The 18,244-nt window shown below is 42.3% G+C and carries 18 protein-coding genes; 7 read left to right on the top strand and 11 right to left on the bottom strand.

Features of this window, described 5'->3' with window-relative positions; all coding sequences use genetic code 11:
* Window positions 1–207: 207 nt before the first annotated feature.
* The 3 genes from WAM07_RS10485 to WAM07_RS10475 form a co-directional block, all read right to left on the bottom strand.
* Window positions 208–432 (bottom strand): hypothetical protein, encoded by a 225-nt coding sequence (locus tag WAM07_RS10485; protein ID WP_422166652.1) that lies wholly within the window; start codon window positions 430–432, stop codon window positions 208–210.
* Between the two features lie 68 nt (window positions 433–500).
* Window positions 501–878: a carbonic anhydrase gene (locus tag WAM07_RS10480; protein ID WP_422166650.1), complete on the bottom strand. Its 378-nt coding sequence runs from the start codon at window positions 876–878 to the stop codon at window positions 501–503.
* A gap of 139 nt (window positions 879–1,017) precedes the next feature.
* Window positions 1,018–1,962, bottom strand: a complete 945-nt coding sequence (locus WAM07_RS10475; protein WP_422166648.1) for an MBL fold metallo-hydrolase — start codon at window positions 1,960–1,962, stop codon at window positions 1,018–1,020.
* Window positions 1,963–2,090: 128 nt separating this feature from the next.
* Here WAM07_RS10475 and WAM07_RS10470 point away from each other — a divergent pair, with 128 nt between their 5' ends.
* The gene (locus WAM07_RS10470; protein WP_422166646.1) at window positions 2,091–2,474 is read left to right on the top strand and encodes a hypothetical protein; all 384 of its coding nucleotides are present in this window, start codon (window positions 2,091–2,093) and stop codon (window positions 2,472–2,474) included.
* 130 nt (window positions 2,475–2,604) lie between these two features.
* Here the strand turns inward: WAM07_RS10470 and cydC are convergent, their stop codons facing one another.
* The 7 genes from cydC to WAM07_RS10435 all read right to left on the bottom strand — a co-directional run bounded on the left by cydC (window position 2,605) and on the right by WAM07_RS10435 (window position 9,511).
* Window positions 2,605–4,314 (bottom strand): thiol reductant ABC exporter subunit CydC, encoded by a 1,710-nt coding sequence (cydC, locus tag WAM07_RS10465; RefSeq protein ID WP_422166644.1) that lies wholly within the window; start codon window positions 4,312–4,314, stop codon window positions 2,605–2,607.
* Complete coding sequence (gene cydD, locus WAM07_RS10460) at window positions 4,311–6,050, bottom strand: thiol reductant ABC exporter subunit CydD (RefSeq protein ID WP_422166642.1); 1,740 nt, start codon at window positions 6,048–6,050, stop codon at window positions 4,311–4,313. Before cydD ends, cydC begins: the two co-directional genes overlap by 4 nt.
* Window positions 6,051–6,218: 168 nt before the next feature.
* On the bottom strand, window positions 6,219–6,746 hold the full coding sequence (locus tag WAM07_RS10455; protein ID WP_422166641.1) for a topology modulation protein: 528 nt from the start codon (window positions 6,744–6,746) through the stop codon (window positions 6,219–6,221).
* A gap of 34 nt (window positions 6,747–6,780) precedes the next feature.
* Entirely contained in the window at window positions 6,781–7,077 is a 297-nt protein-coding gene (locus WAM07_RS10450) for a GNAT family N-acetyltransferase (RefSeq protein ID WP_422166639.1), read from the bottom strand.
* Between the two features lie 5 nt (window positions 7,078–7,082).
* Window positions 7,083–7,331: a hypothetical protein gene (locus tag WAM07_RS10445; RefSeq protein ID WP_422166637.1), complete on the bottom strand. Its 249-nt coding sequence runs from the start codon at window positions 7,329–7,331 to the stop codon at window positions 7,083–7,085.
* 14 nt (window positions 7,332–7,345) lie between these two features.
* Window positions 7,346–7,801, bottom strand: a complete 456-nt coding sequence (locus tag WAM07_RS10440) for an NUDIX hydrolase (protein ID WP_422166635.1) — start codon at window positions 7,799–7,801, stop codon at window positions 7,346–7,348.
* Window positions 7,802–8,695: 894 nt separating this feature from the next.
* Window positions 8,696–9,511 carry an alpha/beta hydrolase gene (locus WAM07_RS10435; protein WP_422166633.1) on the bottom strand — a complete coding sequence of 272 codons (816 nt, stop codon included), beginning with the start codon at window positions 9,509–9,511 and terminating at the stop codon, window positions 8,696–8,698.
* A 252-nt stretch (window positions 9,512–9,763) separates the two neighbouring features.
* On the opposite strand from WAM07_RS10435, the gene WAM07_RS10430 reads away from it, so the two are divergent.
* The 5 genes from WAM07_RS10430 to WAM07_RS10410 all read left to right on the top strand — a co-directional run bounded on the left by WAM07_RS10430 (window position 9,764) and on the right by WAM07_RS10410 (window position 15,812).
* The gene (locus tag WAM07_RS10430) at window positions 9,764–10,720 is read left to right on the top strand and encodes a glycosyltransferase family 2 protein (RefSeq protein WP_014641476.1); all 957 of its coding nucleotides are present in this window, start codon (window positions 9,764–9,766) and stop codon (window positions 10,718–10,720) included.
* Window positions 10,689–11,075 carry a GtrA family protein gene (locus WAM07_RS10425; RefSeq protein WP_422166631.1) on the top strand — a complete coding sequence of 129 codons (387 nt, stop codon included), beginning with the start codon at window positions 10,689–10,691 and terminating at the stop codon, window positions 11,073–11,075. Before WAM07_RS10430 ends, WAM07_RS10425 begins: the two co-directional genes overlap by 32 nt.
* A gap of 12 nt (window positions 11,076–11,087) precedes the next feature.
* On the top strand, window positions 11,088–13,673 hold the full coding sequence (locus WAM07_RS10420; RefSeq protein WP_422166629.1) for a YfhO family protein: 2,586 nt from the start codon (window positions 11,088–11,090) through the stop codon (window positions 13,671–13,673).
* 130 nt (window positions 13,674–13,803) lie between these two features.
* Entirely contained in the window at window positions 13,804–14,514 is a 711-nt protein-coding gene (locus tag WAM07_RS10415) for a GntR family transcriptional regulator (RefSeq protein ID WP_422166628.1), read from the top strand.
* Between the two features lie 137 nt (window positions 14,515–14,651).
* Window positions 14,652–15,812 (top strand): M24 family metallopeptidase, encoded by a 1,161-nt coding sequence (locus WAM07_RS10410; RefSeq protein ID WP_422166626.1) that lies wholly within the window; start codon window positions 14,652–14,654, stop codon window positions 15,810–15,812.
* 727 nt (window positions 15,813–16,539) lie between these two features.
* On the opposite strand, the gene trxB is transcribed toward WAM07_RS10410, so the two are convergent.
* On the bottom strand, window positions 16,540–17,493 hold the full coding sequence (gene trxB, locus WAM07_RS10405) for a thioredoxin-disulfide reductase (RefSeq protein WP_422166624.1): 954 nt from the start codon (window positions 17,491–17,493) through the stop codon (window positions 16,540–16,542).
* A gap of 389 nt (window positions 17,494–17,882) precedes the next feature.
* Between trxB and WAM07_RS10400 the strand changes: the two genes are divergently transcribed.
* Complete coding sequence (locus tag WAM07_RS10400) at window positions 17,883–18,167, top strand: phospholipase (protein ID WP_422166623.1); 285 nt, start codon at window positions 17,883–17,885, stop codon at window positions 18,165–18,167.
* Window positions 18,168–18,244 lie beyond the last annotated feature (77 nt).

Genomic DNA, 18,244 nt, shown 5'->3' with positions numbered 1-18,244 from the left:
TGCTAAGTGGTAAGCCGTTGAAGCACCAAGAATCCCTGCGCCCACAACAATATATTTAGTCACATCTAACACCCTGTTTCCTCTTAAATTCACTAATGATTTATTTTACAAGGAGATGAGGGGGTCTCTCAAACGTGAACACATCAGGCAAAAAACATGTGATCCGTTATCTGTATCTCGTGAATGGTCAGCATATCTCCTTTATTATCAATGCTCGCAATATTCACAGAGATAACGGTAACATTGGTCCATTGTACTTACACAATCATGAACATCTTCATTTTCTATTTCATAAAGGCCATAATTATTTTTCGTGATTGTAAACGGATGGATGGTGATCGTCCGGCAGTTATCATTGGAGAACCTTTGCAGTTCTAAAAAAATAGGATCCCATTCATCTTCTACTAATTCAAACCAGCTGGCCTGCCCCATCTGACTCTCTCTCCTTTTCCGCTTCCATTAACCTTGTTTACTTCAGCACAGATATCTTATACTCTCTATTAAATAAATTCTACTTCCCACTTATCATTTACATACAGACCAATAACCTCTGCTTGAAAACCCCACGATTGAACAAGCTTCACGGATTGGTTAATTTGCTTAACTTTTTCTTCCCTTGGAACTGGATTCCCTGCACAGTCGTGATGACCCACGATAGCAATAATGTCAGAACCGTGTTTTTCACAGGAAATACTTACTTTCGTTTGCATGGCTTTCAGATTGTCCGTTGAACCTTCCAGTAAATAACGTGTCGGCCCTGCTTCTGTAATCATATCTACGTATTCAGCGTCGTACTTCTCCTGCATCCAATGGATGACCGGCAGTTGGACTCTTCCGTCCATGCAATTAATGGCTGTCACAAATTCTCTTTTGCTCATAACATTACCTCCTGAAATTTATAGTCTAATTAATAGTTTATCAAATTTCACAGTAAATAGATGACCTTTTTTTATAAGTATAGAACAGGCAGGCCACATTAAAGTCAGCTGCCCGAAATAAACGTGTTCATAATAGTCATTATAACTGCTTACGAAGGTAATCGGCCAATCCCATCGCACAGACTTCAAAATCTAAGCGCAGCAATTCAAAAACCGGATGTTCTTCTGTAATATTTTTTTCATTTAAATACTCCGCAATGCGTCTATGGAGACGCTGTTCTATACCTGCGGTCCCTTCGTTCTCGCTCCAAGCTGTACGTGCTTCCTCCACAAAAACCGGAATCCACTCAATGACTTCATCAAAAGCTTCTTCAGGATTTTCAGTTTTACCAAAGTGACCGAAAAACAGCCGCTTCGGGTTCATTGCGCGAAAACGCTCAATCGATTGCTTCATCGCTTCCGGGTCGAATTGATTCGGTGATGTAGTAGGCAGAAAGAAAGTTAAGCCAGTATGCTCAGTTTGATGATAGCGTATGCCTGCAGTATCTCCGGTAAAAATCCCCTGGCTTGCTGAATCAAAGATTCCTAAGTGGTGTTTCGCGTGTCCAGGAGTATCATAAAAAGTTAAGCGGCGGTTCTCATCAATATCCAGTGTCTCTCTATCCGATTTCGTAAGTATTTTTTCTTCAGGAACAGGAAGAATGGGATCGAACAGCTGATCAAATTTATCCCCATATACAGCCCGGGCGCCCGCAATCAGCTTGGAAGGATCAACTAAGTGCCGCTTTCCCCTTTCGTGCACAATAACTTTAGCATTTGGGCATTCCTGAAGCAGCAAGCCAGCCCCTCCTGCATGATCCAGATGGATGTGAGTTAAAATAACATACTCAACCTGCTCAGCAGCGAGCGATAAATCTTTTAATCCTTCAAGAATTCTTGGCACAGAAGGGCTGGGACCTGTTTCTACTAGAGTAAGCTTCTCTGCCTGTAAGACATATGTACCTGTGCGACCTTCAAACCCTAAGTCAAACCCATCAATTAGATAAATATCGTTTCCTAGTTCTATCGGTGCTTTCTTGTCCAATGCCTCCACCTCACCTTTCCTTTTCTACATTTTACTAAAATATGGATAGAAAAACACCCTGGCTGCTGGATGTTTGTCACAAATTTTTCATGGGTGAATATCATGGTTTTGTGAGGAGTTGATTAACAGTGACAGATGAAAGGAATATGTACCAGCAGCCATCTCACACGAAACCTACTGAAAGCCAGTGCGAACAACACAAGTATTACCACGTAATGGTTACGCTTGAGGACGGGAGCACAGTGGATGGAATTATCATTGATGTGAGAAATGATAAAATCACGATGCTGATCAGTGAAGATGTTATGGTAGATGAAAAAGGTGAAGGTGAAGGTGAAGCTCAAGGCTCAAGTTCGAACGATCGTCAATTCGGTTATGGTGGTTATGGGCGAAGAAGAGCTCGTCGTTTCCGGCGATCTGTACTCCCCATTGCAGGATTAACTGCCCTTGCCCTTTTTCCTTACTTTACTCCTTATCCTTACTATCAGTATCCATATTATCCGTACTACTAGTAATCGTGAACCAAGCGGCAGTCAGGGAATCTCTCCAAGTCTCCTCCCTGATTTCCGGAAAAATTAAACCACCTCAGGTCATCCATTTTCTGGATGACCTGAGGTGGAATTTTTTTGCTTCATCTTGCTTTTATCCGAAGATGGTTTTTTCGATTTGTTTCATTTCATAGAAGTAGCCTTGCTTATGCATCAATTCATTGTAAGTTCCTTTTTCCACAATCGTACCTTCATCCATCACAATAATCTGATCCATGAGTTCAAGACCTGTAAGACGGTGACTAACCAGGATCAGAGTATCCCTTTCCGCCTGCTTAAACAAACGTTCATAAATTATCCGTTCAGTTAGAGCATCTATAGAAGAAGTAGGTTCATCCAGTATCCAGAGTTGTTCTCCTTTCAGCAACGCACGTGCAATTGCCAGACGCTGTTTTTCTCCACCTGAGAGATTTTCTCCCTTTTCAAATACGGGGTAGTCCAACTGGAAAGAGCCAAGCTCTACGTCACGAAGTGCGTCCAGCATTTGCTCATCCGTAAGGTCATCTTTAGCCAATTGCAGGTTCTCCCGAACAGTACCAAAAAAGAAGTGATTTTCCTGCAGAACGACATTGCTCCTGTTCCAAATACTCTCTTCATCAATGCGCTCCATTGGATGGTCATTCAACCAGACCTCTCCTTGATCAGAGGTATGAATTTTTAAGAGCAGCTGCAGTAAAGTTGATTTACCTGACCCACTTGGACCAACGAGAGCAGTCTTGGAACCTGCTGGAATTTTCAAATTTACTTGCTGCAAAGTCTGCCGCTCTTCCTCAGGAAAACGAAAATCTACTCCGCTCATTTCAAACCCGTATGACTCCCCGCCGTCCAGATGCAGCCTGCCTTTATCCTCAATCATTTCATCGCCTATGGAAAACAGTCGTCCGGAAGCACGTTTACTGTCTTCTAAGTGACTGGGAAGGACGGCCATGGGAGTAGCATTTTCAAATACCGTAAGCGAAATCATCACAAGCATCGCTAAAAACAAGCCATTTAAATCTCCCCTGGCAACCAGATAAGCTCCCAGTCCCAATACTACCCAGGAGATTAGTAAGGACACCAGCGTATTAACTGAATGGCTGAAGATTCTCTGCATACCCTCCCGCTCCTGTTCTCTAATATAAGAAGCAGAGGATTCATGCAGCCGTTCTTCTTTATCCTCCAATTGCTGATAAATTTTCAAATCACGGAATCCATAAAGAAATTCCGTTACATCTATCGATAATTCTCCTCGCGTTTCCCTTACTCTATTTTCAATCGTTCTCTGCCTTAATGAAAATAAAAAGGGAACAAACACTCCTGTAAGGACAAGCCCAAGAAGCAATACGATTGCAATTTGTGTAGAAAAGATCGACGTAAACACAATCGTACTTAAAAAGATGACAACGAGAACTACCGGAGGATAATAGACCCTTAGGAAAAAGTTTTGCAGACTTTCCACATCTCCCACAATCCGAGCCAGCAGATCACCACTCCTGTATTTTTGAAAAACACGCGGAGCATAAGGCTCCAGTTTCTCAAAAAAGGCCACCCGAATATTACTTAACATCGTGAAAGTCGCGCGATGGGAATAGTAACGCTCCGCATAACGTCCCAAAGCCCTTGCAAACCCGAATAATTTTAAGAAGGCAATCAGGACCGTGAGGGCATATAGCGGCGGGACAAGAGCGGCTCGCGAAATCAAATAGCCACTTGAGGCAAAAAGCCCGACAGCCGACATTCCAGCTAGAAAACCAAACAAAATCGATAACAGAACATCTTTTTTCTCCATTGCCACAAGCTTAATCATTTGGCTTATGTCTTTCATGCTGGCGTTCCTCCTTGCTGAAGCCGGACCATTTCCCTATATTCCGGATGACTCTCCATTAATACTTCATGAGGTCCTAAAGCAGCCAGATTCCCTTGATCTAAGAACAGGATCTGGTCGGCGTTTTTGATCGTATGAAGACGATGCGCTACTGTAATAACGGTTGATGTTTTAGAGAGCTCCTTCATCGATTCCTGCAAGATGCGCTCCGTCTTTAAATCTAGTCCTGTGGTAGGCTCATCAAAAAGGATAACAGACGGACGTTTTAGAAAAGCTCGCGCTATCGCAAGTCTCTGTTTTTCACCACCTGAAAGTCCGCGGCCTGCCTCTCCAACAGGAGTATCATAGCCTCGCTCCAGAGATTCAATAAGCTCTGCAATTCCCGCTCTCTGAGCAGCAGCTTTAATGTCGTTCATTGAGTGATTACCACGACCGCCAATCGCAATATTTTCAGCAATGGTTCCCGAGAATAAATAAGGATGCTGTGAAATATAACTGACTTCCTTGAACCATTCGTGCTCCTGGTAAAAGGAAAGAGCTTCCCCATTTACTTTCACTCGCCCTTCTGAAGGCTGGATCAGCCCAGCTACCACATGGAGCAATGTAGATTTACCAGAGCCGCTTCTCCCGACGATCGCAGTTTGTGAATAAGCGGGAATCGTTGCCTGAATATTTTCCAGTGCAAATAACCCCTCTTCTTTTCCATAGCTGAATTGCACGTTATCAAGTTCTAATGATGGAGGCTTAGACCCTGCAGATAGTTTTCCTTCTCCCCACTCTATATAAGATTCGGTTTCATTCAGCTCCTCTGCCAGCTGATTGGCAGCACCCGAACTTCCACGTCCTGTATGAAAAGCACTGCCGAAATCTTTAAGAGTTAAGTAAAATTCAGGGGCTAATACCAAAATGAAAAAAGCAGAGAAAAACGGAATGCTTTCATATACCACTAAACGAATGGAAATTTCCAGTGCAATCAAACCAATACTGAGCATGGATATAAACTCAAGCATAAGCGATGAAATGAAGGCTACCTTCAAAACGCCCATGGTAGCATCACGAAAGCCGAGGCTGCTCTTTTCTATTTCATCTTTCTGCTTCTGAGCTCTTCCAAATAGCTTTAACGTTGTTAAACCTTGAAGTGTATCTAGAAACTTACCGGAGAAAGCAGAAAGTTTCTCCATTTGTTCTTCTGACTTTTTCTTCGTCATGACTCCGACAATTGCCATAAAAAAAGGAATAAACGGAGCGGTAATCAGCATAATGAGTCCGGAATAAATGTGCTGCGTAAACACAACAATGAGAATCATAAGCGGGATGACAGCCGTCTGAATCATTTGAGGTACGTAATTACTAAAATAGCCGTCTATTTCGTCTACTGAATCCATAAGAACACTTACTTTACGGCCCGACTGCCCTTTCAAAGAAGCTTGAATAGGATTTCTTGAAAATTTTTGTATGATAGCCTGACGGTAATGACTCTTTGCACGGGCTGCCATTTTCACACCGGTACGACCATGAAGCCACGTAAACCCTGCCCGACCAGCCAGAACAAATAAAAGTCCAGCGAGCAGCGGAACAATGTCCTGAAACGATTGCTGCTCTAAAAATATACGGTCCACAATGGCTACAAAAAAGTAAGCCTGTCCTATGATCGTTCCACCAATGATAAGAGAAATGATGAACAAAGCGAGAATCACTTTTCTTTGACCAAAGGCCAATTTGCTCAAATGTTTCATCTATATAAACTCCTAACTGAAGCTATTTGTGAATTAATTCACACATTAATTTCATTATAATGCATCCTGCTCCAAACTTCTAAGGATAGAACTGATGAATTTATGACAATTTCTATTCATTTTTTCCTTATCATTCCTGTTGCATACCATCTCTTCGAAAGTCCTGGACTAACCTTCAGAAGCCAGGCACTTAAAGAAATCTTTGATTTCCTTCCTGCTTTTTAAAGCAATGACCTTTTTTTCAGGGCTCATGCTTTGAAACGCCTCCAGCCTCTTTTTCATTTTCTTCTTACGAGGATAATAGGTGGTAACAATGAACTTAATAAATTCAAGATCAAGTTTTTCTTCACACCCTTCCCCCATGTCTGCACGCGTTTTTCCGCGATGGAGCCACCACCTTTTGATTACACGGTAGAGACAAAGAAGAAGCGGCAGCTCCAGGTAAATAATTGTATCTGCATAGTAAGCTCTCAAGTCGTAGGTCGAACTATAATTCCCTTCCATGATCCAGGAGTCCCTTACCACCACTTCCTCCTGCTTGCTTTTGAATTCTGGCAAGCCTGCTTCGATCCAGCCTGGTTTCCAGTAGAAAACATCAAGATGAAAAACACTTATATTTAACTGGTCTCCCAATTGCCGGGCAAAGGTAGATTTTCCTGCTCCTGCAGAAATTCCCATCACCATAATCCGTTTCAATCCTTTCCCCTCCGTTCACGAATCGAAAAGTTTTCTAACGACGCCATTCCGGTTCCAAAATGGCGTAAAGATAAGAATCACGCCACTGGTTATCTACAAGTACATCTTCGTGCAGACAACCTTCCTTTTTCATAGCATTTTTTTCTAACACACGGGAGGATGCCACGTTTCTTACGTCGCAAGTCGCATAAATCCTGTGAAGATTATGTTTATTGAATCCATATTCTATTAGCATACCGGCTAGTTCGGTCGCCAGACCTTTTCCTGGAAAACCAGGATGAACGATATATGAGATTTCTCCCTGTTTATTGGCTTCACTCTTAATATTCAACTCACCTACACCTGAAAACTGATGATTCCCTCTATCCAGAGCATACCAAATGCATACCGTGTTCGCGGTTGATGCAAAGCCTCTCTAATGATCTGATTCACGTATCCCCTGAGTTGTTCTTCTGTATTTGGTCCCCAGGGCTGGTATTGGCTCACAGCTGGAATAGATGCGTAAGAGTGAACAGTCTGCCAATCCTCTTCTACTATTTCATGCAAATCTATCCGGCTTCTTTTCAAGAATTCAACATTCCCCACCTGCTTTCCTATCCTTATAAAGAACTTCGATATGTTTTCAGGATCATCCTTGCCCGCTCATCTAATTTTTCAGGCAGATCCTCATAAGAGAAATAGCATAGTCTTAAACTCTCGTCATCATTTATCTTTAAGGTCCCATCTATGTTAGAAGCAAGGAATACACCGATAATATTGTAGACTTCATCTCCGTTTGGATACTGAAAATAAAGTTCCTTTCCAGATAAAGTTCCAAGATGCAGGTAGTTCAAGGCAACGAGTCCTGTTTCTTCATGCAGCTCTCTTTCTGCCGTTTCAAGGAAACTTTCGCCTGGCTCCATAGCTCCTCCAGGCAGACCCCACTCCTTTGTATCCGACCTGAATTGGAACAAAATTTTACCATCTGGATTTTGAAGCAAGATCGTAGACCCTGCAATAATAAAGGGGCGGGTTCCAATTAAACTTCTCATATCTTTCACGTAGTCTTTCACCATTTCACATCCCTTCTCCTTACTTTATTTTCTACGAGACCGACAAACGTTTGTTTTAAGTTTTCGTTATCAAGTTGATTCAGTTCACTTATAAAATCAATAGGTTTATAGTAATCGCCCTACCATTGTTTAGATACAGGAAAAGTTTATTCCAATAGCTCTGTTAAAGTTTATTGTTGATTTTTCAGTAAGAGGCTTATTACGCAATAAGGCCGTATAGTAGAAGGTTAGAGTGAAGGTCCTGCGGGGGGCGATTCGCTTTCCGTGGGCATGTGCTGAGCCTCCTCAAGCTAAAGCTTTCCGGGGTCTCACCGATCATTTTTATCCCATAGGAGTCTTCATCGCCCCCCCCTCCGGACCTTGCCAAATCAGAAGCTCGAAATCCTCTACAAAAAAGTTACCCGATGAGGAAGGACCACCTATGGTCAACGATCGATTTCGCTCGTCCTCAGATGTATAAGCGCCGCTATAAAAGCATTTAGACGATTTAAGATTCCCCCCTTCTCCTATTAGCAGGGTCCGTTCACAAGAGATTGATGGGTTGGTGGGGAAATAGCGAGACTCCCGTGGGAGAAGGAGCTAGGCGAGACCCCACAAGAAGTGATAACGACTGAGGAGGCTTGCCAGTTCCCCCACAGGAAAGCGAGTTATTTCCCCACCAACCCTTAACCATCTAACGTAACGGACCCCTTTATCTCGAAACTGAGTCTTAAACAAACGGGAGCTTAACCTTAAAATCAACACTGAAGTTTAACAAAGCCATTCCAATAAAAAATCCCGCCCCCAAGTGTACACTCCTGGGGATGGGATCAATACCGTGGTGCCCCTCCCGAAGAGTCTTTTTACAGAATCGGGAGCTTACCAGTAGACATACTAGCATGATCTATTTCACTTCTTTTAGAAAGCTTCACCCTTTTTACTAGTACTAGTCCTACTCTTCCAACCCTCTATTAAAAAAGGGAAAAATTCTGGAACTCGGCGGCGGAAATGAGTGTAGTTATGCTCACCACCATCAATAATCTTAAATTTAGAAGGTTTGATCTTATGCTTTACTATATCGTATATACGCTGATTTGATTCTATGAACCCCTGATTAATAGTTTCCTCATCGCTCCCTGCTTCGAGAGTTCCACAATCAACATAAAACCTTTCCACAGAAGATAAATCAGCTCTATGAGCAAGTTGTTCCATTTCCTCCTGATTACGAAAAAAAGCAGACGATATTGCTGCCGCTCTTTTAAAGAGGCTTGGATATTTACACATCGCATAAGTAGAGATTAAGCCACCAAGTGAAATTCCAGCCATGGCTGATTGATCCGGCTGGGTATGATAGTTTTGGTCAATATACGGTTTTAACTCCTGAACCACAAATTCTATGTACTGTTTTCCGCCCCCACCGATTCGACTTTCATCTTTCATCATGTTCCTGCTGTACTCCCCGTTTTCCCATGGACAGTATTCGACTTTTCTCTGTTCTCCAGGCTTCGAATCTATTCCAACCACAATGACTTCAAGCTTATTTCTGTCTAAAAAATGTTCTAAATTCAGGGATATGCCCCCTATAGCAGATTGATCGCGAAAAACGTTTTGACCATCATGCATATATACAACAGGATAACTTTTTTCTTTTTCACCATAATCATCCGGTGTATAGACTCTGACTGTTCGTGAGTCATTTAAACATTTTGAATTTATTGAAAGAACTTTTAACATCTATTTCCCCACGCCCCTTCATCACTATTACTTATAATTCACTTACGTATTAACTCATGTAAAGTTTCACGGCTTACTTTTTCCTATTCCCCATTATTCAGAATAATAGAATCGTATAATCAAAATCAGGAAGGAAGTACCTTTCCTCTTTCTACACGCTTAAAAAATCACAATTAAGGGAAGATGTTAGAGGAAAAAAAGAAAAGGAAGTATAATCATGGCTCCTTGACCATGTAATCTTGAGGTGAAAGAATGAATAAATCATTAATATCGTTAATTCTGCCTTCTTTTAACGAAGAAAAAAATATTCCTATGATCTATGAGGCTATACATAATCAAATGGAACCGCTCCATTACGATTATGAACTCATCTTTATTGATGATGGCAGCCAGGATCATACGTTAGAGTCAATTCAGATGCTTGCTTCAGCTCATGATCAAGTAAAATATATATCCTTCACTCGTAACTTCGGGAAAGAGGCAGCTATGCTGGCAGGGCTTGAAAAATCGAAGGGGGAAGCTGTTATCATTCTGGATGCAGATCTTCAACACCCGAGCTCTCTCCTGCCGGCCATGGTTGAAGGATATGAAGAAGGATATGACCAGGTAATTGCCCGTCGCACTCGAACGGGAGAGTCTCCTCTCCGAAAAGCCCTGTCCTCAACCTTCTATAAAGTTATCAATCAGCTGGTAGACGTAACATTAGAAAATGGTATTGGCGATTTCCGTCTATTGAGCAGAGCCGTCGTCAATGACATTTTAAAACTGAGTGAAGGGAACCGCTTCTCCAAAGGACTATTTTCCTGGGTCGGATACGAAGAAAAAGTGATTAATTATGAAAATGTGAGCCGACAGGAAGGAGATTCAAAGTGGTCGTTTTCAAAACTGTTAAACTATGCAATTGACGGCCTTGTTTCTTTCAATACCAAACCACTGAGGGTTTGCTTTTATGCAGGTCTCCTCACTTTATTACTATCGCTTGGATACATCGGCTTTATTTTTATAGAAATTATTAGAACAGGTATTGCGGTACCTGGTTATTTCAGCACCATCTCAGCGATCCTGTTCCTTGGCGGCGTTCAATTGCTAAGTCTTGGAGTCGTCGGAGAATATATAGGCCGTATCTATAATGAGGTCAAACGCCGTCCACACTATCTTGTAAAGGATACGAATATTCATGACACTAAAGATCAACTCACTAAACAATGAACTTACACGTTTCATCCTGGTTGGGGGAATGAACACTCTTAATTATTACATTGTGTTCTTATTCCTCCATAACTTACTAAATTTTCATTATATGATAGCTCACATAACGGGCTTTCTCATAAGCTTTGTTATTTCTTTTTTTCTAAATACGTATTTCACTTATAAAGTAAAACCGACACTCAAAAAATTCCTGCAGTTCCCATTAACTCAAGTGGTCAACGTAGGTGTTTCATCCATTCTTGTCTTTGTTCTGGTTGATTTACTTAGTCTAAACAGTAATGTTGCGCCGCTGATTGCGGTATTTTTCACCGTTCCGGTAACTTTTATCGTCACAAGTAAAATATTAAAACAATAATGGTGGTCCCTTATGAATAAACAAAAAATCACGATCCTATTCTTCTCAGGTCTGCTTATCGCCACCTTATCCCATCTATTCTTTTTAAGGCAATGGATGGAAGGAACGTTCATGGCAGGGCCAAATGACGGGCTGAACCAAATGATTCCCTTCAAACAATTTTTATACGAGAACTACACGAGCTTGAATTTCTTTTATTCGCTCGATTTCGGTTTTGGAGGAGGATTTTTCGGTCAGCTGGGTTATTACTTCTCAACAAACCTCTTCTTCCTTGTGACGGTGGGAGTGGTCTTTTTATTGGAGTTGCTGCATGTAATTGGAAAGCCCGACTCATTGTTCTGGGCTCAAGCTATTATATTCAGCAGCATCATTCGCATGACCCTTGTCATTTTGCTTACCACTTATGTTTTTAGATATATGTCGCTCCGTACCATTCCATCTTTTATTGGCGCAGCTCTTTACGGTGCTTCCGTTATTTACTTTCGACATGTATCTTACTGGGAATTTTTTGCAGACGCCTTTTTATTCGTCCCCCTTTTAATTCTTGGGATTGAAAAAATCATCCGTGAACAAAAGCCGGGCTGGTTTATTTTCGCAATTGTCGCAACTATGTTTAACAATTTCTACTTTGCTTATATAAGCTTCATTTTCTCTGGCATTTATATTCTCGTTCGCTGGCTTATTTCTCTGCAGAAAGAAGAAACAGGGAAACTCCAGCAGCTTAAGCTCTATGTCATGTCAGTAGTACTAGGAATGGGAGCCGCTTCTATTTCTTTTGTACCTACCTTATACGCGTACTTTCATAACTACAGACCGGCGTTTAATCAAGAGAGGCCGCTTTTTGACTTCAGCGATAACATGCTGCTCGACAGCCGCACATTTTTACTGTCGACCATTGTGGTGCTTTTTCTATTTCTTTTTTCTTTTTATAAAAATAAAATATTCCGGTTGTTTGCTGTCCTGACACTATTATTTATCCTTTTTCACTTCAGTCCATTTATGGGAAGCGCCTTTAACGGCTTCTCTGCCCCACGACACCGTTTTGAATACCTCGGCTTTTTTGCAGCCGGCGGGCTAGTCGCAGCAGGCCTGCAGTTAATGAATCAGGTAAAAAAATGGGAAGTTTTCGTGGCGATCTTTCTGACAGGCCTTAGCTATTACTTTTTTGCCTGGAGAGATCCCTATTATCAAATCGAAAGCGTATTTGATCAATACATGCTGTATCAAGCAGGGATCTCCATAGCAGCTTTCCTGTTGCTTAGTATTCAGCATAACAAAACCTGGGTAGCAGGAGGCGTGATCATTGTGCTGCTGAACGCAGGGATGATGAATGTTTATCAGCATGACAAACTTTATAAAGCAGGAAATCTAAAAGAAACCACTAAAGATTATATCCTTAGTGATGGCTATGCTTCTCCTGAACAGCAACAGCTTGTGGACCGCGTCCAGGAGAAGGATCCAAGTTCCTTCTATCGATTTGAATGGAAAGGCATGGATGACCGTAATAATATCCCGCTTATACAGGATTTCAGCGGGACCAGTGTCTATTCGAGTATATTAAATGAACATATCCTCTATTGGTATTATGAGGATATGGAAGTCGATATGAAACAAGAGAGTATCAGCCGTTATTCCGGATTCGGGGATCGAGCCAACTTGTACAGCTCCTTAAGCGGAAAATACATTATGACTAAAAAGGGTTCTGACAGGAATATGCCTTATGGATTTGAGCCTTATATAGAAAGCAGGAACTATCAAGTCTATCGAAATACAAAGCTGCTGCCCTTTGCACGTACGACAAGCAAGGTTTACCGTGTAGATTCCCTATCAGATGCTTCCATGATTAAGCGGGAACAAGCTATGCTTGAAGGAATCATTTTAGAAAATCCCGACTCCGATACTTCTCCCGTTAATCCGCTCCCTGATCTGATGGATGACGCCGAGGTAAAAGCAGTCGGAGGCACTTATCAGGGTGAGCGGCTGCAGGTAACCGAAGAAACAGGCGGTTTAGATTTGCAGCTCAACTCGCTTCCTAAAAATGCAGAAGATATTTATGTATCCTTTTATATAAAAAATAACGTCAAATCCGCTCCGTGGTTTCCCTTGTATGTGAATGATTACCGAACATCGAGAAAATCGCGGGAGTCCTTTTACCGAACTGGAATGAACGATGTGACGATCCGCGTTCCAGCTGACGAAAGAATTTCCATACGTGTACCTAAAGGTGATTACCAACTGGCCGAACTGGAATTGCACTACGCAACCTATGAAACACTTGAGAAAGCCTACGACGAAGCCCATGAGGTTTCCAGCGTGGCTGTGAATGGAAACCAGATCGATATTCAAATGAATAACAATCAGAACGATCAATTCCTTACGCTTCCTGTCCCTTATGAAAAAGGCTGGCATGTGGAGGTTAACGGAGAATCGAAGAAAGTCTTACGTGCGAACTATGCCTATCTTGGGGTGGAACTTGAAGAAGGACAGAACCATGTATCCTTTACGTATTATCCACCGTACTTCAAAGCTACACTTGCCGTATCTCTCTTATCCGTTCTCCTCTCCTTCTTATGGATCCGGAAAAAAACACACAAATAATGGTGAAAGGGACGTCCTCTGGGCGTCCTTTTTCGTATGCTGAATTGTAGGCAAGGTGGCATGAATACACAAGCTCCTTTAAAATAAAAGCAAGAGGAAACGATTCAATTCATTCTGAAGGAGTTTTAACATGGCTAAAAATCAAAGAAAACTGCCTTTATATATACAAATTAAAAATAAAATGATCCACAACGTGAAAGATGGAGTATGGAAGCCAGGGGATGCGATCCCTTCTGAAAGTCAGTTGATTGAGATGTACAACGTAAGCCGAACTACGATTCGGCAATCGATACGGGAACTCGTTCAGAACGGGGTGTTGGAAACCCGGAGAGGATCTCCCGCGAGAGTGCGCACGATTCCTCCGGAAGAAGGAGTGAATCCCGGCGTCCTCCATCATGAAAAAGGGACCCACTTCTCTATAAAAGTAATCCGTTCCGGTAAAGCTTCTCATGCACTCCACGCCCGGAGTTCACTAGAGCTCACTGAAGAGGAAGATATGTTTCTGATTGAAAGAATCCGATTAGCTGATGGAAAACCAATTGCATTTCAACAATTGTTTCTTCCCTACTCTATCGGTAAAACCATTGAAAATGATATAGATACGTCCTTCGATATCTTCCCGAAGTTAGGAGAACAAGGAATTTATTATACGAATATTCAAGAAGATGTATCTGCATCTAATGCCACCTCGTTTGAAGCTGATGTATTAGGGGTCAGCCCCGGAGAAGCTCTCATTGATATTGAACGGACAACAACGGGCAGCGGGTTGAAGCCTATCGAATACAGCCGCACGAAATACCTTCCTTCCGGCTTTAATTATAAGGTAGAAATTGGAAATTAAGCCTCCTCACTACCTATTGCAATAAGTTATATCTTATTGTAATATGTTAGTTAATACACAAACGTGAATGAGGAGGAATTACTATCTCTAAACTGACGAGTAACCGACATGATAAAACTCAGATCGATCTTGTCCGTATGCGCCAATACAGGCTGGGCCGTGTTCGTGACCAGCTAAAAGCGCTGGGATACGGCGGTATCGTCATTTTTGACCCGGTGAACTTGCGTTATGCAACAGGCAGCAGGAACATGCAGGTATTTATGCTGAGAAACCCAGGCCGCTATGTATTCATCCCAACAGAGGGACCTGTCACACTGTTCGATTTCCCTAATTGTGAACATCTGTCAGAAGGACTCGAAACCATTGATGAAGTTAGACCAGCCATCACTCTATCTTATGTAGCCTCTGGTGAGAACCTTTATGATAATGCGAAAGAATGGGCAAAAGAAATTGCTGATTTGATGGCTCAGCATGCAGGTTCTAACCAGAAACTTGCTGTCGATTATATCCCTTCTGTAGGGGCTGTGGAGCTTGCCAAACAAGGAATCGACGTCCGCGACGGGCAGGAACCAATCGAGCATGCCCGAAGTATTAAAAACAAGCAGGAAATTGAAGCGATGAAAATTTCTGTTCGTACAGCAGAAGAAGGTATGATCCGCATGCAGCAGGCTCTGGAACCAGGAATTACAGAAAATGAACTCTGGTCTTATCTACATCAGGTAAACATCGCTCAAGGTGGAGACTATGTGGAAACGCGGCTTCTAAACTCTGGAAATCGTACAAATCCATGGTTCCAGGAATGCAGTGATAAGGTAATTAATGAAGGGGAACTTGTTGCTTTTGATACGGATATGAATGGTCCTTTCGGTTTTTTCACCGATATCAGCCGAACATTTCTGTGTGGGGATTCGGAACCTACGAACGAGCAGAAACGCCTGTATCAGACCGCTTATGAGCAGATCCAGTATAATATCGACTTATTAAAACCTGGCATGACCTTCCGGGAGTACGCTGAAAAAAGCTGGCAGATTCCGGATGAGTTCTTCCCAAATCGCTACTTTACTGTAGCTCATGGTACCGGCCTAAGCGGAGAATACCCTTATATTGTTTATCCACAGGATTTCGAAGAAAAAGGATATGATGGGGTCATTCAAGAAAATATGGTACTTTCTGTAGAAAGCTATATTGGCTCACCCGGTGGTAAAGAAGGAGTCAAGTTAGAGGAACAGCTTCTCGTAACGAAAGATGGCGTAGAAAATTTCTCTGACTTTCCTTTTGAGCATCGTCTACTCAAATAATTTTTCACTTAAAAGCCTCAACCTCCCAAATCAAAGGGAGGTTGAGGCTTTTAGTGATTATACTGATCATTATCCGAGGTGCTTATTACAGATAAGCTCCCGTTTGTTGAAGACTCCGTTTCGAGATAATTGGGTCCTTTACGTTAAATGGAGGAGGGCTGGTGGGGAAATAACTCGCTTTCCTATGGGGGAACGGTGAGCTTCCTCGCTCGTTGCACTCCCTGCGGGATCTCACCTAGTTCCTTCTCCCATGGGAGTCTCGCCATTTCCCCACCAGCCCACCCTTTCATATGAACGGACTCTTCTTGAAGAGAAAGATTCTCCTCCTTGATCTGGATCAAATGCTTTTATGATAGGCTATTGTGGGTCGTTACATCCTGAAAATAGGCACAAACCATGATCTAATTCCTCATTACGCAGGTGATGTATGAATTGGTTTCGAGCATCTGATTCGGCAAGGTCCGGAGGGGGATGATGAAGACCCCCTGCGGGATAAACATGATCGGTGAGACCCCGGAGAGCGTTAGCCCGAGGAGGCTCAGCACATGCCCGTGGAAAGCGAATCATCCCCCGCAGGACCCTCACAGTAAACAAATATCTCGAAACTGAGTCTTACAGTATCCGGCCTGTTTGTGGAATAACCTGTAGATTATAGTTCAACCATAAAGCTAACAATCCCATTATAAAACCACCCTTTACCTATAACCGTAAAAGGTGGTTTTTAGTTTTATGATAGGTTTTGACTCCAATCAATGACGGCTTCTCCTTCAAGGAAACGCTCAGAGTCCATAGCAGCCATACAACCTGTACCTGCTGCCGTAACTGCCTGCCTGTATTTCTGATCCTGTACATCGCCGCAGGCAAATACGCCAGGAATATTTGTATCGGTTGTACCAGGCTCTACTAGAAGATAGCCTTTATCATCCATATCCAGCTTACCTTTTAAGAATTCGGTATTTGGATTGTGTCCAATGGCTACGAAAATCCCGTCTGTTTCAATTACTTCCTCTTCCTCTGTTTCATTGTCTTTCACTTTCAAACCTGTAATCTTCATTCCATCTGAAACCATTTCTACTGGTGTTTTATTAAGAGCCCACGTGATCTTATCATTATTTTTCGCTCGCTCCTGCATAATCTTCGACGCGCGCAATTCATTGCGGCGATGCACGACTTGTACTTCACTTGCGAACTTTGATAAGAAAGTAGCCTCTTCCATTGAGGAATCGCCGCCCCCAACGATAATCACTTTTTTGTTACGGAAAAAGAACCCATCACAAGTAGCACAGGTGCTTACACCTTTTCCGATGTTTTCCTTCTCTCCCGGAATGCCAAGCAGCTTAGCAGACGCCCCTGTGGATATGATCAGCGTTTGCGTCTCGAGCTCTCCTAAACCATCTACATTCAGTGTGAAAGGGCGCTGATCGACATTGACATCCGTGACCCAGCCTCGTTTAAAAGTAGCTCCAAAACGTTCGGCCTGCTTCTTCATATTATCCATTAGTTCAGGTCCCATGATTCCATCCGGAAATCCAGGGAAATTCTCTACTTCTGTCGTTAGCGTAAGCTGCCCGCCTGGTTCAGGTCCTTCAATAACCAGGGGTTCCATATTCGCTCTAGCTAAGTACACAGCAGCTGTCAATCCTGCTGGTCCGGTTCCTAATATAATTGATTTATAAGCCATAGTGAATCCTCCTTACAATATAATATCCGCTCTTAGTGGTATAACCTGTTTTAGTCATCCTCATTCAATTTTTCGATTCTTGTTTCATCGTATGCAGCCATTTTGGTCAATTTGCAAGTTGTTAAAATGAAAGGAGATCAAACAGAATTTTTTTAATCCTGATTCAGCTCTTATCAAAGCTGCCTATTTAGACCATACCCGCTCCATTAAAATTTTTAACAACCCATTCGTGGAATTTCAGAAATTCTTGCGATACGATCCTTATCTTTATATTTTTCATAAACCTTCCTCCCTGGGCTGATGAAGAGACTAAATAGAAGAAGAATCATATGATATAGCACATGCAGTCAGACGCACGGTTTAGCTTTTTTGGAGCAGGAGGAAGTAAAATGAAACGCTATAAACGCCCCTATCGTCCAGGCTTATGTTTATTCCCGGGATATAGATACTGCGGGCCGGGGTGCAGCGGACCAGGGACGTCAGTCAACGTGGTAGATGCTGCCTGCAAGGCTCACGATGAATGTTACAGGTATTACAGGAATTACTGTGAATGTGACATAGCTTTTATACGCCAATTAGAGCAACTGCAGAACCCTTATACGGTTGAAGGTCGTCATGCACGTATGATGTACAAATACATGAAAATGCAGCGTCTTTTCACCTGCGCATTTTAACTCCCATAAAAAAAGGCAGCTGAGTATTAAAACTCAACTGCCTTTTTCTCTATTAACGCGTATTTTATTCTACTGTA

It is taken from the genome of Halobacillus sp. (assembly GCF_049282395.1).
GTDB lineage: Bacteria > Bacillota > Bacilli > Bacillales > Halobacillaceae > Halobacillus.
The sequence above is the reverse complement of the archived record's forward strand: the minus strand, read 5'-3'. Positions and strand labels throughout refer to the sequence as shown.